The organism is Enterobacter sp. Taxon_2, from assembly GCF_058355295.1.
In genome coordinates, this window is sequence record NZ_CM178024.1 from 1,356,402 (window position 1) to 1,377,851 (window position 21,450).

A 21,450-nucleotide genomic window follows, 5' to 3' on the forward strand; every position below is an offset into this window, starting at 1 on the left:
ATGCTGGAACTCCATTTCACCCAGACGCTGGGAAACCATACCCTGACGCTTAACGAGACGCTGCCGGCAAGCGGCATCACCGCCATCTTCGGCGTGTCGGGGGCGGGAAAAACGTCGCTGATTAATGCCATCAGCGGTCTGACCCGCCCGCAGTCAGGCCGTATTGTCCTGAATGACCGCGTCCTGAATGACGTGGAGAATAAAGTTTACCTCTCGCCGGATAAGCGCCGCATCGGCTATGTTTTCCAGGACGCGCGCTTATTCCCGCACTACAGCGTGCGCGGCAACCTGCGTTACGGCATGGCGAAAAGCATGGCCGGGCAGTTTGATAAGCTGGTGACGCTTTTAGGCATTGAACCTCTGCTCGACAGGCTGCCTTCCTCGCTTTCCGGCGGAGAAAAACAGCGCGTGGCGATTGGCCGCGCGTTGCTGACCGCACCCGAACTGCTGCTGCTCGACGAACCGCTGGCCTCGCTGGATATTCCGCGTAAACGTGAACTTCTGCCTTATCTACAGCGCCTGACGCGGGAAATTAATATTCCGATGCTCTACGTCAGCCATTCGCTGGATGAGATCCTGCATCTCGCCGACAAGGTGCTGGTGCTGGAAGAGGGCCGCGTCAAGGCCTTCGGCAACCTGGAAGAGGTGTGGGGCAGCAGCGTAATGCACCCGTGGTTACCCCGGGAACAGCAGAGCAGCATCCTGAAAGTGAACGTGCTGGAACACCACCCGCACTATGCGATGACCGCCCTGGCGCTGGGTGATCAGCATCTTTGGGTCAATAAGATTGATAAACCGTTACAGTCCGTACTGCGAATTCGCATTCAGGCGTCGGACGTTTCGCTGGTGCTGCAACCGCCGCTGCAAACCAGTATTCGAAATATTCTGCGCGCCAAAGTCGCGGAGTGTTTTGATGATAACGGGCAGGTGGAAGTGAAGCTTGAAGTGGGAAGCAGAACGCTCTGGGCGCGCATCAGCCCGTGGGCCAGGGATGAGTTAGGGATCAAACCCGGCCTGTGGCTTTACGCGCAAATTAAGAGCGTCTCGATTACCGCCTGATTACAACAGGTGGGTATAAATGTACTGCGCGATGCTGTCGGTGGTGTTGTCGCCGATCACCACGTTAGCACGCGCTTTGACCGCGTCGTCGGCATTGCCCATCGCCACGCCGGTACCGGCGGCTTCCAGCATGCTGATGTCGTTGTAGTTGTCGCCGAAGGCGATCACATCCCGCATCGACCAGCCTTTTGATTCCACAAACTGCGTCAGACGCTTGCCTTTGCTGTTGCCTTTACGGGCAATGTCCACCTGGTCATGCCAGGACCATTCGCACTCCAGACCCAGCGTCTGTTCCACGTGTTTTGCAAAGGTATTCAGTTTGGTCGTGTCTTCATCCGTCAGGGCGAATTTCCAGATAGCCTCAACGTCCTGGGCCGCCTGACGCAGTGAAGATACCTGAGTAAAGACCGGACGCTGCGCTTCAGGCAGGGACAACGCCCAGTTGCTGGTGCGCACCACATGGCCGGTTGGGCGCTCGTACACCATCGCGTTATCCACGTACATCAGGCCGTGAACGGCATGCTCATCCAGCAGATCAATCAATTGCAGCGCCTGGGGAACCGGCAGCGGGTCGGAGGCTAAAACCTTTTTTGCCTGATAATCATACAAATAGGTGCCATTACAACAAATTGCAGGTGTATCTAACGCCAGTGCCTGATAAAAAGGGTGAATGGCAACGTGATGTCGACCCGTTACGATAAGGAGTTGATATCCCGCTTCCTGTGCGCGTTTAAGCGCTTCCAGAGAAGAGGGGAGAAGGGTTTTTTGCGGCGTCAGTAAGGTACCGTCTAAATCCAGAGCAATCACACGCGAGGTCATCTGTTTTCCCGGGTTAATATTGAATTTACGTTTTGATGGGATGGTACACCGAGAGGCGAATGCTTCAAAACTCCTGTCGACAATTCAGCATTCACCGTCAAAAGTTAACTACTTTCATGCGCAGTGAGGAGTGAATATTCATGAAACAAACCGTTTATACCGCCAGTCCTGAAAGCCAGCAGATCCACGTCTGGCGTTTAAATACCGAAGGGACACTCACGCTGGTGCAGGTTGTTGATGTGCCAGGCCAGGTGCAACCGATGGTCATCAGCCCGGATAAACGTTTCTTGTACGTGGGTGTGCGCCCGGAGTTCCGTGTGCTGGCCTATCGCATTTCTCCGGACGATGGCGCGCTGACGTACACTGCCGAAGCCCCGCTGCCGGGCAGCCCAACCCATATCTCTACCGATCGTAAAGGCAACTTTGTCTTCAGCGGCTCTTATAACGCGGGCTGCGTCAGCGTAACGCGTCTGGAAAATGGTATTCCGGTCGACACCGTGGACGTGGTGGAAGGGCTTGAAGGCTGCCACTCGGCGAATATCTCTCCGGATAACCGCACGTTGTGGGTGCCTGCGCTGAAGCAGGATCGTATCTGCCTGTTCACCCTGAGCGACGATGGTCACCTGGTGGCGCAGAATCCTGCCGAAGTGACTACCGTTGAAGGCGCAGGTCCGCGCCATATGGTCTTCCATCCGAACCAGCAGTACGCCTACGTGGTGAACGAACTGAACAGCTCAGTGGACGTCTGGGAGCTGAAAGATCCTAACGGCCAGATTGAGTGCGTGCAGACGCTGGACATGATGCCGTCTGACTTCTCCGATACCCGCTGGGCGGCGGATATTCACATTACGCCAGATGGCCGTCATCTGTACGCCTGTGACCGTACCTCCAGCCTGATTACCGTGTTTAGCGTTTCCGAAGACGGCAGCGTGCTGGCGGTTGAAGGCTTCCAGCCGACGGAAACTCAGCCGCGCGGCTTTAATATCGATCACAGCGGCAAATACCTGATTGCGGCGGGGCAGAAATCCCACCACATCGCGCTGTATGAAATTAAAGGCGAGCAGGGTCTGCTGGAAGAGAAAGGGCGCTACGCCGTAGGCCAGGGGCCAATGTGGGTCGTGGTAAACGCTCACTAAGCGGCTAAAACAAAAAACCTCGCGAACGCGAGGTTTTTTTATGCCCGGTGGTTGCCGGGTGAGCACATCAAAACGTAACCAACATGGTTATCATAATGTCGACTCAAGGTGAAGTAAACTCATCGTCAACGAAGGACAAAGAACACAGAATGATTATCGGTTGTTATTTTTAAAATAATCAGTTGTTTAGAGGCATTTTCTTTATAAATTCCTAAACTGACCTTATCTGTTTTTATGTACAGTAGTGATTTGATATCATTCTGTCCGTTGGCTTGATGTGTTGCAGTTCCGCAATTCAGGATCCGTATTCAGTCCTGGCTGTCGGGTGGTGCCGACAGTGCCTAAACTGCGGAGCACATCAAAACATAACCAACACACCTCTGGTGACAGGCAGCGGAAAGGTAAATCAGGGGAGAAGTGCTCTATACCAAAGGAGTGGCGTATGAGCGGTGTGGAATGGGCAATTCTGTTCCTGCAACTCATGGTTGCGATTATGCAACTATTGGATGCGTATCTTAAGTTTGGAGCCTGACGCATTCAGTCGCAGTAAAAAGGGGGATTAAACTCCCCCTTTTACTCTCATCTTATTACTGCTTCGGCTCAGCAACCACTTTGCTACCCAGACCGCGGTTGTTGTATTCCCACATGCGGTTGAAGTTAGCGTCGTTCAGGTTGCGCTGCACGTTCCCTTTATCATCCATCGCACCGGTATTGCCGGAGAACAGACGTTTGGAGATTGCTGCATCAGCCCACGGCTTCGCCATGTTGAAGCCTTCGTTGATCACGCTGTCGCGGATCACGACCTGGCCGTTAGTGGCAGAGTCCACGTCCAGGGAACGTCCCAGCTGCGCCACGCCGTCACCGGCAGCATTAAAGCGGCTGTTCACGGCCAGGAAGCCGTAGAAGAGGTTAGACTGGGTTGCCGGAGCAAACACGTAACCTTCCTGCTGAGTACGTGAGTTCACCACGCGGAAATCGGTGTTATCAAACACCACCGCGCCGCGACCGGACACCAGATCCACGTCACCTTCAACGTAGCTGTTGGTCACCAGGGTACGGGTCAGGCGGTTATTCTGCAGGGCGTTCTGCACGCCGCTGTTGGTCACGAAGAAGGTGTTCTGACGGCCCAGAATGTTGACGTTGTTAATCTGCACCTGGTCACCATCGCTACGCAGCGCAACGGCCTGGTGGTTACCGGCATCAACGCTGTCGCCCAGGGTATTCTGGATGGTCAGGTTCTGCAGCTGCAGACCGTTATTCTGAGACCAGAACACCGCTGAACACATCACGCCAATGGTGGCGGAACGCTTGCTCTGGCAGTTATCAAACATGTACCACGCCGGTTTACCCGGCATATATTTACCGGCCGGGTTCACCAGGTGACGCCAGGTGTTGCTGTCGATTTCGGAATCAATCGCCAGGCCAATTTTTACGTCGATAGCTTTTTCGCCCAGACCGTAAAGCGTAATGCTGCCTGGTGCGGCCGGAACATACACGGTACCTTCATATTCACCTGGCAGGATCGCGATGTACTGGCGAGACGCGCTGTGTTTAGTGATGGCAGCATCAACCGCAGCCTGAATAGAGGTATGCGTTACGCCCTGCGCACCCGCCGGGCCTACCACGAAGTCAGGCTGTTTAGGCAGGTTAATAGACGACGGTGTCCACGGTGCAGCGTTAGGATCCATCGCTGAGAAGTAGTGCGCACGGTCGAAGTTCTTCGCTTCATCAGCGGACAAAATCGGGCGGGAGGCGGTACCGGGCGCAACCTGCTCAGAAGGTCGCTGATCCGGTGGAGTTGAACTGCATGCGGATAAGGTCACGCCAAAGGCGAGTGCTAACGCCAGACGGGAAATCCTGGAAATGTTCAAGGTGAAGCTCCTGGGTATGCAAGTCTTTACGGGATAGACGAAATAGCCTGCTTTTTTATACTAAGTTGAGCGAAACGGGAAGATAAAAAGGGTAAAAGTTGCATTTTTAGCCCCGGAGCCGCAGGTAAGTGATCACAAATAAATAACATTTTCCACAAAGTCGGTTGACAGCAGGCAACAGATGAAAATAAATGTCTATACAACCTATGACAAGTGGAATGCCCATGCAGCAGATTCATCCCGACGATGTAATATGGCGAAATGCGCGACTGGCGACGATGGTGCCGGACGTCTCTGCGCCCTATGGACTGAAAGAGCAACATGCCCTGGTCGTGCGCGGCCACACCCTTCTGGCCGTGATCCCTGAATCTGACATTCCTGCCGGACACCCTCACTGTGTCGATCTCCAGGGGCGTCTGGTCACGCCTGGCCTGATTGACTGCCATACCCACCTGGTGTTTGGCGGCGATCGCGCGGCGGAGTGGGAGCAGCGTCTGAACGGCGTCTCTTATCAAACCATCAGCGCCCAGGGGGGCGGGATTAACGCGACCGTGACGGCGACGCGCAGCAGCTCACCCGAAACCCTGCTTAAGCTGGCGCAGCAGCGGCTTCAGCGACTGATGAATGAAGGCGTCACTACGGTTGAAATCAAGTCGGGATACGGTCTAAACCCCGAGGCCGAAGAGAAGATGCTGCAGGTAGCCCGCCAGCTGAGCCTCAATAATCCGATCGATATCAGCCCAACGCTGCTGGCGGCCCATGCGGTTCCGCCGGAATACCGACAGGATCCCGATGCGTATCTCACGCTGGTCTGTGAGCAGATATTGCCCGCGCTGTGGCAAAAAGAGTTATATGAAGCAGTAGACGTGTTCTGCGAAAACGTCGGCTTTACGCCGTCGCAAACCGAGCGCCTCTTTCAGGCGGCAACCGCGCTCGGCATCCCGGTGAAAGGACATGTCGAACAGCTGTCGAATCAGGGCGGTGCGGCGCTGGTCAGCCGGTATAAGGGACTCTCCGCCGATCATATCGAATATCTTGACGACGCAGGCGTTCAGGCGATGGCGGAAAGCAGCACGGTTGCGGTCCTGTTGCCGGGGGCGTTCTATTTTCTGCAGGAGCGCCAGCGTCCGCCGGTTGAACAGCTCAGAAAACAGGGCGTGCCGATGGCGGTCGCGACCGACTATAACCCCGGCACCAGCCCGTTTGCCAGCCTGCACCTGGCGATGAACATGGCCTGCGTCCAGTTTGGCCTGACGCCGGAAGAGGCCTGGGCTGGCGTCACGCGACACGCGGCGCAGGCGCTGGGGCGTGGTGCAACCCACGGACAGCTGCGGGCCGGGTTTGTCGCCGATTTTATCGTCTGGGATGCTCACCATCCGGTTGAGATGGTCTACGAGCCGGGACGCAATCCGCTGTATCAACGTATTTTCCGTGGGGAGGCAGTATGAGGTTATGGCGGCCCGTAGCCGAAACGGTCTGGCAGGGGCGCGACGACAGCGCCGAGGCCAGCAATGCGACGCGCATTTTCCAGACGATACGGCAGCAGGGGCAGTTCACGCCGCTTTCATCCGGCATTGCGCTGATAGGCTTTGAATGTGATGCAGGGGTAAAACGCAATCAGGGCAGGCCCGGCGCCGTGCAGGCGCCTGATATGCTGCGAAAGGCGCTGGCGAATATGGCAAGCCATCAGGGACACGATCGGCTGGCGGATATGGGCTCGGTTTACGTTGAAGGCGACGAGCTGGAAGCGGCACAGCAGGCGTTAAGCGATGCCGTTACGGCCTGTCAGCAGTCCGGAATGCGTACGCTGGTTTTTGGCGGTGGGCACGAAACCGCCTGGGCACATGGTCGGGGCGTTCTTGACGCGTTCCCTAACGAGCGCGTGGCGGTGATCAACCTTGATGCGCATCTTGACCTGCGCAAGGCCGACCATGCCACGTCCGGCACCCCGTTTCGTCAGCTGGCGCATTACTGCGATGAGCGCGGGCGGGCATTTCAGTACGCCTGCTTTGGCGTGAGCCGGGCGGCGAACACGCAGGCGCTGTGGGATGAGGCTGAACGCCTGAACGTCACGCTGGTGGAAGATCTCCATTTCAGGCGCGATGCGCTATCTTCGCTGGAAAAAGTGCTGGCGCAGGCTGACCGTATCTACCTGACGATCGATCTGGACGTCCTGCCCGCCAGCGAAATGCCTGCTGTTTCCGCTCCGGCTGCGTTAGGCATACCGGCACTGGATCTTCTGCCGGTTATCGAACAAATCTGCCGTAGCGGTAAGCTACAGGCCGCCGATCTGGTAGAGTTTAACCCGCAGTACGATCGGGACGGACAGGGCGCAAAGCTTGCCGCCCGTCTGGCCTGGCAAATTGCTCACTGGTGGGCATAACACTATTCAAGGAGTTACGATGTTTTCACGCTCACCTCTGCCGCAGTCGAGCCCTCCCGCGCCTTTCTACGAAAAAGTGAAGCAGGCGATCAGCGAAAAAATCGCCACCGGCGTCTGGCGGCCGCACGATCGCATTCCCTCGGAGGCCGAGCTGGTGGCGCAGTTTGGTTTTAGCCGGATGACCGTCAACCGGGCGCTGCGCGAGTTGACCGACGAAGGGCTTCTGGTGCGCCTGCAGGGCGTGGGGACATTTGTGGCGGAACCGAAAGGGCAATCCGCCCTGTTTGAAATCCGCAGTATTGCCGATGAGATAACCTCGCGTAATCACCAGCACCGCTGTGAGGTACTGGTGCTCGAAGAGACCCAGGCCAGCGCCGAGCAGGCGGTAGAGCTGAATGTCAAAGAAGGTAGCCGGATCTTCCACTCGGTTATGGTGCATTTTGAGAACGACATTCCGGTGCAGATTGAAGATCGCTGCGTGAACGCTGAACGGATACCGGACTATCTGAACCAGGATTACACCCAGACGACGCCGCACGCCTATCTCTCGCTCGTCGCACCGCTGACGGAAGGGGAGCACATTGTGGAGGCCGTGCTCGCCACGCCGCAGGAGTGTGAACGGTTGCGAATTAAAGAGCATGATCCGTGCCTGCTGATCCGCCGTCGAACCTGGTCCTCGTCGCACATTGTGTCGCATGCCCGACTGCTTTTCCCGGGGAACCGTTACCGGCTGCAGGGCCACTTTATGTCATAAGTTTTAAAAGCGTGATAGCTAACGCAATATAACAAAATTGTATCTTTTTTGTTAAAACTGACCTTGTGTGTGCTTGTCTATACAAGTATATCTAAATGCATCACTGTCCCGTATGAGGAGCACACAATGTCGTCAGGTAAATACCGCCAGCAGGATGTCCGCGCCGCGCGCGGCACCACTCTCACCGCCAAAAGCTGGCTCACCGAAGCCCCGCTGCGTATGTTGATGAACAACCTTGATCCTGAGGTGGCGGAGAACCCCCACGAGCTGGTGGTCTACGGCGGCATAGGCCGCGCCGCGCGCAACTGGGAATGCTATGACGCAATTGTAAAATCCCTGACCGAACTCGAACACGACGAAACCCTGCTGGTGCAGTCCGGCAAGCCGGTGGGCGTGTTCAAAACGCACAAAAACGCGCCGCGCGTGCTGATCGCCAACTCTAACCTCGTGCCGCACTGGGCCACCTGGGAACACTTCAACGAACTGGATGCAAAAGGGCTGGCGATGTATGGCCAGATGACCGCGGGTAGCTGGATCTATATCGGCAGCCAGGGGATTGTGCAGGGCACCTACGAAACCTTCGTGGAAGCCGGTCGCCAGCACTATAACGGCTCGCTCAAAGGCCGCTGGGTACTGACCGCGGGTCTCGGTGGGATGGGCGGCGCGCAGCCGCTGGCCGCCACGCTTGCCGGCGCGTGCTCGCTGAACATTGAGTGCCAGCAGAGCCGCATTGATTTCCGTCTGCGTACCCGTTACGTCGACGAACAGGCAACCGATCTGGACGATGCGCTGGCGCGCATCAAAAAATACACGTCTGAAGGCAAAGCGGTGTCGATTGCCCTGTGCGGCAACGCGGCGGACATTCTCCCGCAGCTCGTCGCCCGCGGCGTGCGTCCGGATCTGGTCACCGACCAGACCAGCGCCCATGACCCTCTGCACGGTTACCTGCCAAAAGGCTGGACGTGGGAAGCCTACCAGCAAAAAGCGGAAACCGATCCGGAAGGCACGGTGCTTGCCGCGAAGCGCTCCATGGCGGAACACGTCTCCGCGATGCTGGCCTTCAGCAAGATGGGCATTCCGACCTTTGATTACGGCAATAACATTCGCCAGATGGCGAAAGAGATGGGCGTGAATAACGCCTTCGACTTCCCGGGCTTCGTTCCTGCCTATATTCGCCCGCTGTTCTGCCGCGGCATCGGTCCGTTCCGCTGGGTTGCCCTGTCCGGTGACCCGGAGGATATCTACAAAACCGACGCCAAAGTGAAGGAGATCGTCGCCGACGACGAACACCTGCACCGCTGGCTGGACATGGCCCGCGAGCGCATTAACTTCCAGGGCCTGCCGGCGCGTATCTGCTGGGTAGGGCTGGAGTGGCGGCAAAAACTCGGTCTGGCCTTCAACGAAATGGTGCGCAGCGGTGAAGTTTCCGCGCCGATCGTCATTGGCCGCGACCACCTGGACTCCGGCTCCGTCGCCAGCCCGAACCGCGAAACCGAAGCCATGCGCGACGGCTCGGATGCGGTCTCCGACTGGCCGCTGCTGAACGCTCTGCTCAATACCGCCAGCGGCGCGACCTGGGTATCGCTGCACCACGGCGGCGGCGTGGGGATGGGCTTCTCCCAGCATTCCGGGATGGTCATCGTCTGCGACGGAACCGATGAAGCCGCCGCGCGTATCGCTCGCGTACTCCACAACGACCCGGCAACCGGCGTGATGCGTCACGCGGATGCGGGTTATGAGATTGCCATTGACTGTGCCAAAGAGCAGGGCCTTAACCTGCCGATGATCCCTGCCACACAAGGAAAGCATGAATGAACGCATTAACACTCACTCCCGGCTCGCTGGCGCTCAAACAGCTGCGTAACGTCTGGCGTAAACCGGTCACCCTTTCGCTTGATGAAAGCGCGCACGCGGCCATTAATGACAGCGTTGCCTGTGTGGAAGCCATTGTGGCCGAAGGGCGCACCGCCTACGGGATTAACACCGGCTTTGGGCTGCTGGCGCAGACCCGCATCGCGACGCACGATCTGGAAAACTTACAGCGTTCGCTGGTGCTGTCGCACGCGGCGGGCGTCGGCCAGCCGCTTGACGATGAGATTGTCCGTCTGATGATGGTCCTCAAAATCAACAGCCTGGCGCGCGGCTTCTCCGGCATTCGCCTGAGCGTCATTCAGGCTCTGATGGCGCTGGTCAATGCGGAAGTCTATCCGTGGATCCCGGCAAAAGGTTCTGTTGGGGCATCCGGCGATCTTGCCCCGCTGGCGCACATGTCGCTGCTGCTGCTGGGCGAAGGCAAAGCGCGCTGGCAGGGTGAGTGGCTGCCTGCGAAAGAGGCGCTGAAAAAAGCCGGCTTAACACCCATTACGCTGGCGGCGAAAGAGGGGCTGGCACTGCTGAACGGCACGCAGGCATCGACCGCTTTCGCGCTGCGCGGCCTGTTTGAAGCGGAAGATCTGTTTGCCTCGGCGGTGGTGTGCGGCGCGCTGACCACCGAAGCCGTGCTGGGCTCGCGTCGCCCGTTCGATGCCCGCATCCACGAGGTGCGCGGTCAGCGCGGGCAGATTGATGCCGCCGCGATGTACCGTCACGTGCTTACCGACACCAGCGAAATTGCCGATTCACACCATAACTGCGAAAAGGTGCAGGATCCGTATTCCCTGCGCTGCCAGCCGCAGGTGATGGGCGCGTGCCTGACGCAGCTGCGTCAGGCGGCGGAGGTGCTGCTGGTGGAGGCCAACGCGGTGTCCGATAACCCGCTGGTGTTCGCTCAGGAAAACGAGGTGGTCTCCGGCGGTAACTTCCACGCCGAGCCGGTAGCGATGGCGGCGGATAATATCGCCCTGGCGATTGCCGAAGTCGGCGCGTTGTCCGAGCGCCGTATCGCGCTGATGATGGATAAACATATGTCCCAGCTGCCACCGTTCCTGGTGCGTAACGGCGGGGTTAACTCGGGCTTTATGATTGCTCAGGTGACGGCCGCAGCGCTGGCAAGCGAGAACAAAGCCCTGTCGCACCCGCACAGCGTGGACAGCCTGCCAACGTCTGCAAACCAGGAAGATCACGTTTCGATGGCACCGGCTGCCGGGCGTCGTCTCTGGGAAATGGCCTCCAACACCCGCGGCGTGCTGGCGGTGGAATGGCTGGCGGCAAGTCAGGGTATCGATCTGCGTGAAGGGCTAAAATCCAGCCCGCTGCTGGAGCAGGCGCGTCATGCGCTGCGCGAGCATGTATCGCATTACGATGACGATCGCTTCTTTGCGCCGGATATTGATAAGGCGATGCAGCTTCTGGAAGAAGGGCGGCTGGTGGGGCTGTTACCTTCGGTGCTGTGATTTTTACCCTCACCCTAACCCTCTCCCACAGGGAGAGGGAATTGCCAGGTTTTCTCCCTCTCCCTGTGGGAGAGGGCATCAGCCCGCACTATTACGAATACATCGCCGTAATCGACGCGCTCCCCAGCGTATGGAAATGCACGTTAAACCCGACCATCGCGCCGCTCGTCCCTTCATCGACCTCAATCTTCTCCACATCCAGCGCGTGCACCGTGAAGATATAGCGGTGGGTTTCCCCTTTTGGCGGCGCCGCGCCACCGTAGCCCGCTTTACCGAAGTCAGTGCGCGTCTGAATGGCACCTTCAGGCAGGGCAACCAGGTCTGAACCGGAACCCTGCGGCAGGACGCGCGTGTCGGCAGGCAGGTTCGCCACAATCCAGTGCCACCAGCCGGAGCCGGTAGGCGCATCCGGGTCGTAGCAGGTCACGACAAAGCTTTTGGTGCCTGCCGGAACCTCGTCCCACGCCAGGTGTGGGGAGATATTGTCTCCCTGATACCCCATGCCGTTGAAAACGTGACGCTCCGGCAGTTTTTCGCCGTCGCGCAGATCTTTGCTGATGATTTTCATACGGTTTACCCTCGTTGATCGCTCGTTCAGCAAGTGTAATGCATAGGGTTAAATCGTGAAATGCGCGGGAATGTTAACGGCTGTTACGACCGCATCGGTTAATTTACGCAGCTGCTCCGACGTAATGCTGTACGGCGGCATCAGGTAGATAAGCTTGCCGAAAGGCCGCACCCACACGCCCTGGTCCACGAAGAAGCGCTGTAGCGCCGCCATATTCACCGGATGGGTGGTTTCAATCACCCCGATGGCGCCCAGCACCCGCACGTCCGCCACGAAATTCGCCCCCGAGGCGGCGCTCAGCTCCGCTTTCAGCTGCGCTTCAATCGCCGCAACCTGCGTCTGCCACTCGCCGCTCTCCAGAATGGCGAGGCTTTCGCTTGCGACGGCGCAGGCGAGAGGATTACCCATAAACGTCGGACCGTGCATAAAGCAGCCCGCTTCGCCGTCGCTGATGGTGTCGGCGACCTGGCGGGTCGTGAGCGTGGCGGAGAGCGTCATGGTGCCGCCGGTCAGCGCTTTGCCGAGGCACAGAATATCCGGGGCGATACCCGCATGTTCGCAGGCAAACAGCTTGCCGGTGCGGCCAAAGCCGGTGGCGATCTCATCGGCAATCAGCAGAATGCCCTCGCGGTCGCACATCCTGCGAATACGCTTCAGCCATTCCGGGTGGTACATCCGCATCCCGCCCGCGCCCTGCACGATCGGTTCAAGAATGACGGCAGCAATCTCGTGACGATGCGCCGCCATCAGCCGCGCGAAGCCGACCATGTCCATCTCGTTCCACTCGCCGTCGAAGCGGCTCTGGGGAGCCGGGGCAAACAGGTTTTCCGGCAGATAGCCCTTCCACAGGCTGTGCATGGAGTTGTCCGGATCGCATACCGACATCGCCCCGAAGGTATCCCCGTGATAGCCGTTGCGGAAGGTGAGGAACCGCTGGCGCGTTTCGCCTTTGGCGTGCCAGTACTGCAGCGCCATTTTCATCGCCACTTCCACCGCCACGGAGCCGGAATCCGCCAGGAACACGCACTCCAGCGATTCAGGCGTCATCGCCACCAGGCGACGGCATAAATCCACCGCGGGCTGATGGGTGATCCCGCCGAACATCACGTGCGACATCTGGTCAATCTGCGCCTTCATCGCCGCATTCAGGCGCGGGTGGTTGTACCCGTGAATGGCCGCCCACCAGGAGGACATCCCGTCAACGAGCTGTTCGCCGCTGGCGAGATGCAGCTCGCAGCCGTGGGCGGAGGCCACCGGATAGACGGGAAGGGGGCGAGTCGTGGAGGTATAAGGGTGCCAGATATGCTGCTTGTCGAAGGCGAGATCGTCCTGGGTCATAATCGACTTGTAAACCATTTTGAAAAGTTTTAGGTTTACGAGTATAAACCGAACCGAAAATTAACAAAACCCTTTGGAGAAGCCCCATGGCTCACCACGCACGCTGGACGATGTCGCAAGTCACTGAATTATTCAATAAACCTTTCCTTGAGCTGATGTTCGAAGCCCAACAGGTGCATCGTCAGCACTTCGATCCTCGCCATGTTCAGGTCAGCACGCTGCTGTCGATCAAAACCGGTGCCTGCCCTGAAGACTGCAAATATTGCCCGCAGAGCGCGCGCTACAAAACCGGCCTGGAATCCGAACGGCTGATGGAAGTTGAGCAGGTACTCGATTCGGCGCGCAAGGCGAAAAACGCCGGCTCGACCCGCTTCTGCATGGGCGCGGCGTGGAAGAACCCGCACGATCGCGACATGCCTTACCTGGAGCAGATGGTAAAAGGCGTGAAGGAGATGGGCCTCGAAGCCTGTATGACGCTCGGCACGCTGAACGACGAGCAGGCGCAGCGCCTCTCGGCGGCGGGGCTGGACTACTACAACCACAACCTCGACACCTCTCCGGAGTTTTACGGCAACATCATCACCACGCGTACCTACCAGGAGCGTCTGGATACGCTGGATAAAGTGCGTGATGCCGGAATCAAAGTGTGCTCCGGCGGTATCGTGGGCTTAGGCGAAACGGTGAAAGACCGCGCGGGCCTGCTGCTGCAGCTGGCTAACCTGCCGACCCCGCCGGAAAGCGTGCCGATCAACATGCTGGTGAAGGTCAAGGGCACTCCGCTGGCGGACAACGACGACGTGGATGCGTTTGATTTTATTCGCACCATCGCGGTGGCGCGCATCATGATGCCAACCTCTTTCGTGCGCCTCTCTGCCGGTCGCGAGCAGATGAACGAGCAGACCCAGGCCATGTGCTTTATGGCCGGAGCCAACTCCATCTTCTACGGCTGCAAGCTGCTGACCACGCCGAACCCGGAAGAGGACAAAGACGTTCAGCTGTTCCGCAAGCTGGGGCTTAACCCGCATCAGACCGAGGTGCTGACGGGCGATAACGAGCAACAGCAGCAGCTGGAGCAGCAGATTTTCAACGCTGACACCGACCAGTTCTACAACGCGGCAGCCGTATGACCTGGCAGGCACGTATCAACTCTGCGCTTGACGACCGTCGGGCGGCAGAGGCATTTCGCGTTCGCAGGGTGGTGGAAAACGGCGCGGGCCGTTTTCTTACCCGTGAAGGCCAGCGGTTCTGCAATTTCTCCAGCAACGACTATCTCGGGCTGAGCCAGCATCCGGCCATTATCCGCGCCTGGCAGCAGGGCGCTGAGCGGTTTGGCGTGGGCAGCGGCGGCTCGGGACACGTCAGCGGATACACCACAGCGCATCATGCGCTGGAAGAGGAACTGGCTGACTGGCTCGGCTACCCGCGCGCGCTGTTGTTTATCTCCGGCTTTGCCGCCAACCAGGCGGTGATTACTGCCCTGATGGAAAAAGAGGACCGCATTGTCGCCGACCGCTTAAGTCACGCCTCCCTGCTGGAGGCGGCACATTTAAGCCCGGCGCAGCTGCGCCGCTTTGCTCATAACGACGCGGGACAGCTTGCTGCGCTGTTGGATAAACCCTGCGACGGACAACAGCTGGCGGTCACGGAAGGGGTATTCAGCATGGACGGCGACAGCGCGCCGCTTGCCGCGCTGCACGATACCGCCAAACGGCAAAACGCCTGGCTGCTGGTGGACGATGCCCACGGCATTGGCGTAATGGGCGACGAAGGGCGCGGGAGCGCGTATCAGCAAAACGTGAAGCCGGAGCTGCTGATTGTCACCTTCGGCAAAGGTTTTGGCGTCAGCGGCGCCGCCGTGCTGTGCAGCGAATCCGTCGCCGACTATCTGCTGCAGTTTGCCCGACACCTGATTTACAGCACCAGCATGCCCCCGGCGCAGGCCGTGGCGCTGTCTGCATCGCTGGCGGTGATCCGCAGCGCAGAAGGGGATGAACGTCGCCAGCGTCTGGCAGAGCATATCGCCCGCTTCCGTCAGGGACTCGCGGCGCTGCCCTTCCGCAGCACCGATTCGCAGAGCGCTATCCAGCCGGTGATTGTCGGTGAAAACGGCCGCGCGCTGGCGCTGGCACAGGCGCTGCGCCAGCGCGGCATGTGGGTGACCGCCATCCGCCCGCCAACGGTCCCGCCGGGTACCGCGCGGCTGCGCTTAACCCTGACGGCGGCGCATGAACGACAGGATATTGAGACGTTGCTGGAGGCGCTCCATGTTGCCGGTGGATAAACGGGCCGTCGCGGCGGCATTTGGTCGTGCCGCGCAGAGCTATTCACAGCACGATGAGCTGCAGCGTCTGAGCGCGCAGGGGCTTCTGGCCGCGCTTGGCGAGAGCCGTTTTCCGCAGGTGCTGGACGCCGGCTGTGGTCCGGGCAGCAACAGCCGCTACTGGCGCGGGGCGGGAAGCCAGGTCACGGCTATCGACCTCTCAGAGCAGATGCTCGACGAGGCGCGTCAGCGGCAGGCAGCGGATCGCTATCTGCTGGCCGATATCGAGGCGATCCCGCTGGCGGATGCGCAGTTCGATCTGGTCTGGAGCCATCTGGCGGTCCAGTGGTGCAGCAGCCTGCCGCAGGCCTTACGCGAGCTTTATCGCATGGCGCGACCGGGCGGGAAGGTGGCCTTTACTACCTTGCTGGAGAGTTCGCTGCCGGAGCTGAATCAGGCGTGGAAAGCGGTGGATGAGCAGCCGCACGCTAACCGTTTTTTATCGCATGACCAGGTGACGCAGGCGCTGGCAGGCTGGCGCTATCGCAGCACGGTACAGACCATCACCCTCAATTTTAGCGATGCGTTCAGCGCCATGCGCTCGCTGAAGGGCATCGGCGCCACGCACCTGCATGCCGGACGGGAGAAAAAACCGCTGACCCGGGGACAGCTGCAGCGCCTGGAGCTGGCCTGGCCTCAGCAGCGGGGGCATTTCCCGCTCTCTTATCAACTTTTTCATGGGATTATCGAACGTGACTGAACGTTATTTTGTCACCGGAACGGATACGGAAGTGGGCAAAACGGTTGCCAGCTCTGCGCTGCTGCAGGCGGCACGAAAGCTCGGAAAAAACACCGCCGGATATAAGCCTGTTGCTTCCGGCAGCGAGATGACGGCGGAAGGGTTACGCAACACCGACGCGCTGGCGCTCCAGCGTAACAGCACGCGTGAACTCGCCTATTCAGCGGTCAATCCGTACACCTTTGCCGAGCCGACCTCGCCGCACATCATCAGCGCTGACGAAGGTCGTCCGATTGATTTCGCCGTGCTTTCAGCCGGGTTACGGGCGCTGGAAAGCCAGGCCGACTGGGTGCTGGTGGAAGGGGCTGGCGGCTGGTTTACGCCGCTTTCGGACACGCAGACGTTTGCTGACTGGGTGCAGGCCGAGCAGCTTCCGGTCATTCTGGTCGTCGGCGTTAAGCTGGGCTGTATCAATCACGCCATGCTGACCGCGCAGGCCATACAGCAGGCCGGGCTGCGTCTGGCGGGCTGGATAGCCAACGACGTGGTTGCGCCGGGGAAACGACACCAGGAGTATCTGGCGACGCTCAGGCGCGTCCTTCCCGCCCCGTGCCTCGGGGAAATTCCCTGGCTTGCTGACGGCGCGGAAAATGCCGAAACCGGGCGTTATCTCGATCTCAGCGTCTTGCTTCCCGCGACATCCAGTGCGCGATAAGCTCGTCATCCAGTTCGTTAACGTGGCCCTGCGCCACGTTACGCCCGCGATAGAGCATACAGAAACGGTCCGCCACCCGGCGGATAAACGACAGCTGCTGCTCCGCTAACAGCACCGTCATACCTAACTCCCGGTTTAAGCGCACCAGCAGCTGCCCCAGCTTCTGGGCGAAGCTGTGTCCTGCGCCGTGCAGGGGCTCATCGAGGATCAGCAGGTGAGGACGGTTCACCAGCGCATTAGCCAGCGCCAGCTGGTACTGGTCGTCCGGAGAGAGCGTGTTGGCGCGGGTCTGTCGCAATGCGTAGAGCGCCGGAAACAGGTCGTAAACGTCATTTTTCGCTTCCGGGTTGGGTTTCCCCATCGCCCGCATGGCGATATGCAGGTTTTCCTCGATCGTTAGCTGGGAGAAGATCCGCCTGTCCTGCGGGACATAGCCTATCTCCGTTCCTGAACGCTGTTCTGGCGGCAGGTTAAGCAAATCGCGCGGCGGCGCGCCTGCCTCATGCCAGATGATGCTACCACTTTCGACGGGCACTCTCCCGGCGATGCAATTCATCAGGGTGGTTTTTCCCATTCCCGGCAGGCCAACGACGCCTGTACACATCCCTTGCGGAAAATCCAAATTCACGTTCCATAGCGTATGTTGGCTTCCGTAAAACTGATTCACAGCACGCAGACTCAACATCTTTCTCTCCTTAAAAATGTGTGTAGGTGAGGCTCGGGTTTGAATCTGCAAAACCCCTGCCAGAAACCGAAAAGCGTTTAAAAAACCGGCTTTTTTAGGAATAAGTCACCGGAGAGGGGGTGAGAAAAAAAGGGATTGCACATCGACGGTGCTGGCGGTGTTGAGTTGTGGTGCAGAACCCGAAATGCTGAAAATGTGAGCAAGATCGCATCGGTTGGTTATGAATGACGCAACTGTTAATCAGCAAAAAATAGCTATAAAAATTTTTTACCGCCGTCTCGTGGGAAAATCCGGGAATTTGCCGAGCGCCAGTCTGCATGGGCTGGAAGCAGTTATCCACTATTCCTGTGGATAACCATGTGCATTAGAGTTAGAAAACACGCGATAAGCGAGAGAAGACGCGGCTTACGCCCAAATTGACGCGAAACGCGGCTTTAGAAAATATCGTTTATTATTTAATTGCTTAGATAAAAGCAATTCCCGTCATGAAAGTGTCACCCGTTGCCACAAAACTATCATTACCTGGCTTGACAAATGTTAAAAAAGAAAAAGTTCTGGGGATAACCTGACCTGACTGGTGTTTTATATTGTCACAGTCCAAATTTTGGTCGCTATCGCGCTAATCATTCAGGCGCTACTCTAAATATCCTGACATGCTACTGGTTTTTCATCCAGTGTTTTTTACTGGCATTCCTGGCAACAAGGAGTAAAATTACTCACCTGCCGCTTATAACGTCATCAGGTTGTCGCCCATGAGTAAACCGTTCAAATTGAATTCTGCTTTCCGTCCATCTGGCGATCAGCCTGAGGCGATCCGTCGTCTGGAAGAAGGGCTGGAAGATGGGCTGGCGCACCAGACGCTGCTGGGGGTAACCGGCTCGGGTAAAACGTTCACCATCGCCAACGTGATTGCGGATCTCCAGCGCCCCACGATGGTGCTGGCACCCAATAAAACCCTGGCCGCACAGCTTTACGGCGAGATGAAAGAGTTCTTCCCGGAAAACGCCGTGGAGTATTTCGTCTCCTACTACGATTACTACCAGCCTGAAGCTTATGTACCGAGCTCTGACACCTTCATTGAGAAAGATGCCTCGGTGAACGAACACATCGAGCAGATGCGTCTGTCGGCCACTAAGGCGCTTCTGGAGCGTCGCGATGTGGTCGTTGTCGCATCGGTTTCCGCGATCTACGGCCTGGGCGATCCGGATCTTTATCTCAAGATGATGCTGCACCTGACGCAGGGGATGATCATCGACCAGCGCGCCATCGTCCGTCGTCTGGCTGAGCTGCAGTATGCCCGTAACGATCAGGCGTTCCAGCGCGGCACCTTCCGCGTACGCGGTGAGGTGATCGACATCTTCCCGGCGGAATCGGACGATATGGCACTGCGCGTCGAGCTGTTCGACGAAGAGGTTGAACGCCTGTCGCTCTTCGACCCGCTGACCGGACACGTTGAGTCGGTGATCCAGCGCTTCACCATCTACCCGAAAACGCACTACGTGACGCCGCGCGAGCGTATCGTGCAGGCGATGGAAGAGATCAAAGTGGAGCTGGCCGAGCGCCGTAAGGTGCTGCTGGCGAACAATAAGCTGCTGGAAGAGCAGCGCCTGAGCCAGCGCACCCAGTTTGACCTTGAGATGATGAACGAGCTGGGCTACTGCTCCGGCATCGAAAACTACTCCCGCTTCCTCTCCGGGCGCGGGCCGGGCGAGCCGCCGCCGACGCTGTTTGACTACCTTCCGGCTGACGGTTTGCTGGTGATCGACGAATCCCACGTTACGATCCCGCAGATCGGCGGGATGTACCGCGGTGACCGCGCGCGTAAAGAGACGCTGGTGGAGTACGGATTCCGCCTGCCGTCGGCGCTGGATAACCGTCCGATGAAGTTTGAAGAGTTTGAGGCGCTCGCGCCACAAACCATCTACGTCTCGGCCACGCCGGGCAACTACGAGCTGGAAAAATCGGGCGATGAGGTGGTTGACCAGGTGGTGCGTCCGACCGGACTGTTGGATCCGGTTATCGAGGTGCGTCCGGTGGCCACCCAGGTGGACGACCTGCTTTCGGAAATTCGCGCGCGTTCCGCCATCAACGAGCGCGTGCTGGTGACCACGCTCACCAAGCGTATGGCGGAAGACCTGACCGAGTATCTCGAAGAGCACGGTGAGAAGGTGCGTTATCTGCACTCGGATATCGATACCGTGGAGCGCATGGAGATTATCCGCGACCTGCGTCTGGGCGAGTTTGACGTGCTGGTAGGGATTAACCTGCTGCGAGAAGGTCTCGATATGCCGGAGGTCTCGCTGGTGGCGATTCTCGATGCGGACAAAGAGGGCTTCCTGCGTTCTGAACGCTCCCTGATCCAGACCATCGGTCGTGCGGCGCGTAACGTCAACGGTAAAGCGATTCTGTACGGTGACAAAATTACCCCGTCGATGGCGAAAGCGATTGGTGAAACGGAGCGCCGCCGCGAGAAACAGCAGCGCTACAACGAAGAACACGGCATTACGCCGCAGGGTCTGAACAAGAAGGTGGTGGATATTCTGGCGCTGGGTCAGAACATTGCCAAAACCAAAGCGAAAGGCCGCGGCAAGGCGCGTTCAGTGGTGGAAGAAGATACCGTCGTGCTGACGCCGAAAGCGCTGCAGCAGAAAATCCACGAGCTGGAAGGTCAGATGATGCAGCACGCGCAGAACCTGGAGTTCGAAGAGGCGGCGCAGATCCGCGACCAGCTTCATCAGCTGCGGGATCTGTTTATCGCGGCATCGTGAGACGGTTTTGCCCGGTGGCGCTGCGCTTACCGGGCCTACGGGGTTAGCGTCTTTTGTAGCCCCGGTAAGCGCAGCGCCACCGGGGGGTTTTTGCTAACCCAGCGCCTGAATCGCCTTCTCCAGCGCCTCGCGCAGCAGATGGCGGTCGTGGCGATACTTGATGTCTGAGGCCTCCAGCGGCTCCTGCACCACCAGACGATTGCCAATCCCTGACACATCCACTTTTGGTCCCACGACTACGCCGTCAATGATTTTCTTGCCGACGTAATGCTCCATTAATTCAAGCTTGTCCGCCAGCGACAGGCTCGCCGCCGCCGGGCTCAGTTCACGTCCCAGATTACCGATGTAAACCATCGGCGCCGGGGTGCGGCGCAGCGCCTGCGCCAGCTCTTTCACCAGCAGAATGGGCATCAGGCTGGTATAAAAACTGCCTGGACCGATCAGGATAAGATCCGCTTCCCCGATTGCCTCTACCGCTTCACGCGTGGCGGGCACGCTCGGATAGGTCATCAACTCCGTTGGCGGCAGAAGGAGCTGGTCAATATTCACCTCGCCGTAAACTTCATGCCCTTCGGCGTCGATGGCCATCAAGTCAACCGGTTGTTCAGACATGGGGATCAGGAATGCGTCCACTTTGAGCAGATTACGGATTAAGTTGATGGCTTCGAGAGGCCGTACGCTCAGGTGATCCAGCGCCTTTAACATCAGATTTCCGAGGTTATGCCCGGAAAGTTCGCCATTACCGCCAAAACGGTACTCAAACATCGCCGACGCGACGCTCGGCTCGGTAATTAACTGATTCAGGCAGTTGCGCATATCTCCCCAGGCAATGCCGCCTTCGGCACGACGAATGCGCCCGGTTGAGCCGCCGTTATCGGTGGTGGTCACTATCCCTGTCAGCCTTGAGCCCAGTGACGACAAAGAGGACATAACCCGGCCTAAGCCGTGTCCTCCGCCAAGAGCGACCACTCGGTCAAGATCCGCAAAAGTGCGATTGCGCATACGTATTCCTTATCACGTTCG

At 58.5% G+C, this 21,450-nt stretch carries 19 protein-coding genes; 13 read left to right on the top strand and 6 right to left on the bottom strand.

Annotation, left to right across the window (positions count from 1 at the left end):
* Positions 1 to 1,059: a molybdenum ABC transporter ATP-binding protein ModC gene (gene modC, locus AC4IC4_RS06350; RefSeq protein ID WP_491472365.1), complete on the top strand. Its 1,059-nt coding sequence runs from the start codon at positions 1 to 3 to the stop codon at positions 1,057 to 1,059.
* On the opposite strand, the gene AC4IC4_RS06355 is transcribed toward modC, so the two are convergent.
* Entirely contained in the window at positions 1,060 to 1,878 is an 819-nt protein-coding gene (locus tag AC4IC4_RS06355; protein WP_417927104.1) for a pyridoxal phosphatase, read from the bottom strand.
* A 140-nt stretch (positions 1,879 to 2,018) separates the two neighbouring features.
* On the opposite strand from AC4IC4_RS06355, the gene pgl reads away from it, so the two are divergent.
* Entirely contained in the window at positions 2,019 to 3,014 is a 996-nt protein-coding gene (gene pgl / locus AC4IC4_RS06360; protein WP_491472366.1) for a 6-phosphogluconolactonase, read from the top strand.
* A 442-nt stretch (positions 3,015 to 3,456) separates the two neighbouring features.
* Entirely contained in the window at positions 3,457 to 3,546 is a 90-nt protein-coding gene (gene tisB, locus AC4IC4_RS06365) for a type I toxin-antitoxin system toxin TisB (protein WP_023332440.1), read from the top strand.
* 55 nt (positions 3,547 to 3,601) lie between these two features.
* On the opposite strand, the gene AC4IC4_RS06370 is transcribed toward tisB, so the two are convergent.
* Positions 3,602 to 4,885, bottom strand: coding sequence for a putative acyl-CoA thioester hydrolase (locus AC4IC4_RS06370; RefSeq protein ID WP_148769226.1), 1,284 nt, complete (start codon positions 4,883 to 4,885; stop codon positions 3,602 to 3,604).
* Positions 4,886 to 5,109: 224 nt separating this feature from the next.
* On the opposite strand from AC4IC4_RS06370, the gene hutI reads away from it, so the two are divergent.
* The 5 genes from hutI (at position 5,110) to hutH (ending at position 11,354) form a co-directional block, all read left to right on the top strand.
* Positions 5,110 to 6,333, top strand: a complete 1,224-nt coding sequence (hutI, locus tag AC4IC4_RS06375; protein WP_491472367.1) for an imidazolonepropionase — start codon at positions 5,110 to 5,112, stop codon at positions 6,331 to 6,333.
* A complete protein-coding gene (gene hutG, locus AC4IC4_RS06380) occupies positions 6,330 to 7,268 on the top strand; it encodes a formimidoylglutamase (RefSeq protein ID WP_491472368.1) in 939 nt (312 codons plus the stop codon). Before hutI ends, hutG begins: the two co-directional genes overlap by 4 nt.
* Positions 7,269 to 7,287: 19 nt before the next feature.
* The gene (locus AC4IC4_RS06385) at positions 7,288 to 8,022 is read left to right on the top strand and encodes a histidine utilization repressor (protein ID WP_491472369.1); all 735 of its coding nucleotides are present in this window, start codon (positions 7,288 to 7,290) and stop codon (positions 8,020 to 8,022) included.
* 126 nt (positions 8,023 to 8,148) lie between these two features.
* Complete coding sequence (hutU, locus tag AC4IC4_RS06390; protein ID WP_407859600.1) at positions 8,149 to 9,837, top strand: urocanate hydratase; 1,689 nt, start codon at positions 8,149 to 8,151, stop codon at positions 9,835 to 9,837.
* Positions 9,834 to 11,354 (top strand): histidine ammonia-lyase, encoded by a 1,521-nt coding sequence (gene hutH / locus AC4IC4_RS06395; protein WP_491472370.1) that lies wholly within the window; start codon positions 9,834 to 9,836, stop codon positions 11,352 to 11,354. Before hutU ends, hutH begins: the two co-directional genes overlap by 4 nt.
* A gap of 91 nt (positions 11,355 to 11,445) precedes the next feature.
* On the opposite strand, the gene AC4IC4_RS06400 is transcribed toward hutH, so the two are convergent.
* Both AC4IC4_RS06400 and bioA read right to left on the bottom strand, forming a co-directional pair.
* Positions 11,446 to 11,922: a kinase inhibitor gene (locus tag AC4IC4_RS06400; protein ID WP_491472371.1), complete on the bottom strand. Its 477-nt coding sequence runs from the start codon at positions 11,920 to 11,922 to the stop codon at positions 11,446 to 11,448.
* Positions 11,923 to 11,970: 48 nt separating this feature from the next.
* Positions 11,971 to 13,260: an adenosylmethionine--8-amino-7-oxononanoate transaminase gene (gene bioA, locus AC4IC4_RS06405; RefSeq protein ID WP_491472372.1), complete on the bottom strand. Its 1,290-nt coding sequence runs from the start codon at positions 13,258 to 13,260 to the stop codon at positions 11,971 to 11,973.
* An 86-nt stretch (positions 13,261 to 13,346) separates the two neighbouring features.
* Between bioA and bioB the strand changes: the two genes are divergently transcribed.
* From bioB to bioD, 4 genes are read left to right on the top strand one after another with little or no spacing between them, the layout of a single operon-like run.
* Entirely contained in the window at positions 13,347 to 14,387 is a 1,041-nt protein-coding gene (bioB, locus tag AC4IC4_RS06410; RefSeq protein WP_032641628.1) for a biotin synthase BioB, read from the top strand.
* Positions 14,384 to 15,541 carry an 8-amino-7-oxononanoate synthase gene (gene bioF, locus AC4IC4_RS06415; protein WP_491472373.1) on the top strand — a complete coding sequence of 386 codons (1,158 nt, stop codon included), beginning with the start codon at positions 14,384 to 14,386 and terminating at the stop codon, positions 15,539 to 15,541. The genes bioB and bioF overlap by 4 nt, the downstream gene beginning before the upstream one ends.
* Positions 15,525 to 16,280: a malonyl-ACP O-methyltransferase BioC gene (gene bioC / locus AC4IC4_RS06420; protein WP_491472374.1), complete on the top strand. Its 756-nt coding sequence runs from the start codon at positions 15,525 to 15,527 to the stop codon at positions 16,278 to 16,280. Before bioF ends, bioC begins: the two co-directional genes overlap by 17 nt.
* Positions 16,273 to 16,974, top strand: a complete 702-nt coding sequence (gene bioD / locus AC4IC4_RS06425) for a dethiobiotin synthase (protein ID WP_491472375.1) — start codon at positions 16,273 to 16,275, stop codon at positions 16,972 to 16,974. The genes bioC and bioD overlap by 8 nt, the downstream gene beginning before the upstream one ends.
* On the opposite strand, the gene AC4IC4_RS06430 is transcribed toward bioD, so the two are convergent.
* Positions 16,937 to 17,659, bottom strand: a complete 723-nt coding sequence (locus AC4IC4_RS06430) for an ABC transporter ATP-binding protein (protein ID WP_208763637.1) — start codon at positions 17,657 to 17,659, stop codon at positions 16,937 to 16,939. The two genes, bioD and AC4IC4_RS06430, sit on opposite strands and share 38 nt — an antisense overlap.
* Before the next feature lie 752 nt (positions 17,660 to 18,411).
* Here AC4IC4_RS06430 and uvrB point away from each other — a divergent pair.
* On the top strand, positions 18,412 to 20,427 hold the full coding sequence (gene uvrB / locus AC4IC4_RS06435) for an excinuclease ABC subunit UvrB (protein WP_024908763.1): 2,016 nt from the start codon (positions 18,412 to 18,414) through the stop codon (positions 20,425 to 20,427).
* A 93-nt stretch (positions 20,428 to 20,520) separates the two neighbouring features.
* Here uvrB and yvcK read toward each other — a convergent pair whose 3' ends face one another.
* Positions 20,521 to 21,429 (bottom strand): uridine diphosphate-N-acetylglucosamine-binding protein YvcK, encoded by a 909-nt coding sequence (gene yvcK, locus AC4IC4_RS06440; protein ID WP_024908762.1) that lies wholly within the window; start codon positions 21,427 to 21,429, stop codon positions 20,521 to 20,523.
* Positions 21,430 to 21,450 lie beyond the last annotated feature (21 nt).

Coding starts and splice junctions, on each gene's coding strand:
- modC (WP_491472365.1), top strand. CDS start 1: ATGCTGGAACTCCATTTCACCCAGACGCTGGGAAACCATACCCTGACG.
- AC4IC4_RS06355 (WP_417927104.1), bottom strand. CDS start 1,878: ATGACCTCGCGTGTGATTGCTCTGGATTTAGACGGTACCTTACTGACG.
- pgl (WP_491472366.1), top strand. CDS start 2,019: ATGAAACAAACCGTTTATACCGCCAGTCCTGAAAGCCAGCAGATCCAC.
- tisB (WP_023332440.1), top strand. CDS start 3,457: ATGAGCGGTGTGGAATGGGCAATTCTGTTCCTGCAACTCATGGTTGCG.
- hutI (WP_491472367.1), top strand. CDS start 5,110: ATGCAGCAGATTCATCCCGACGATGTAATATGGCGAAATGCGCGACTG.
- hutG (WP_491472368.1), top strand. CDS start 6,330: ATGAGGTTATGGCGGCCCGTAGCCGAAACGGTCTGGCAGGGGCGCGAC.
- AC4IC4_RS06385 (WP_491472369.1), top strand. CDS start 7,288: ATGTTTTCACGCTCACCTCTGCCGCAGTCGAGCCCTCCCGCGCCTTTC.
- hutU (WP_407859600.1), top strand. CDS start 8,149: ATGTCGTCAGGTAAATACCGCCAGCAGGATGTCCGCGCCGCGCGCGGC.
- hutH (WP_491472370.1), top strand. CDS start 9,834: ATGAACGCATTAACACTCACTCCCGGCTCGCTGGCGCTCAAACAGCTG.
- AC4IC4_RS06400 (WP_491472371.1), bottom strand. CDS start 11,922: ATGAAAATCATCAGCAAAGATCTGCGCGACGGCGAAAAACTGCCGGAG.
- bioA (WP_491472372.1), bottom strand. CDS start 13,260: ATGACCCAGGACGATCTCGCCTTCGACAAGCAGCATATCTGGCACCCT.
- bioB (WP_032641628.1), top strand. CDS start 13,347: ATGGCTCACCACGCACGCTGGACGATGTCGCAAGTCACTGAATTATTC.
- bioF (WP_491472373.1), top strand. CDS start 14,384: ATGACCTGGCAGGCACGTATCAACTCTGCGCTTGACGACCGTCGGGCG.
- bioC (WP_491472374.1), top strand. CDS start 15,525: ATGTTGCCGGTGGATAAACGGGCCGTCGCGGCGGCATTTGGTCGTGCC.
- AC4IC4_RS06430 (WP_208763637.1), bottom strand. CDS start 17,659: ATGTTGAGTCTGCGTGCTGTGAATCAGTTTTACGGAAGCCAACATACG.
- uvrB (WP_024908763.1), top strand. CDS start 18,412: ATGAGTAAACCGTTCAAATTGAATTCTGCTTTCCGTCCATCTGGCGAT.
- yvcK (WP_024908762.1), bottom strand. CDS start 21,429: ATGCGCAATCGCACTTTTGCGGATCTTGACCGAGTGGTCGCTCTTGGC.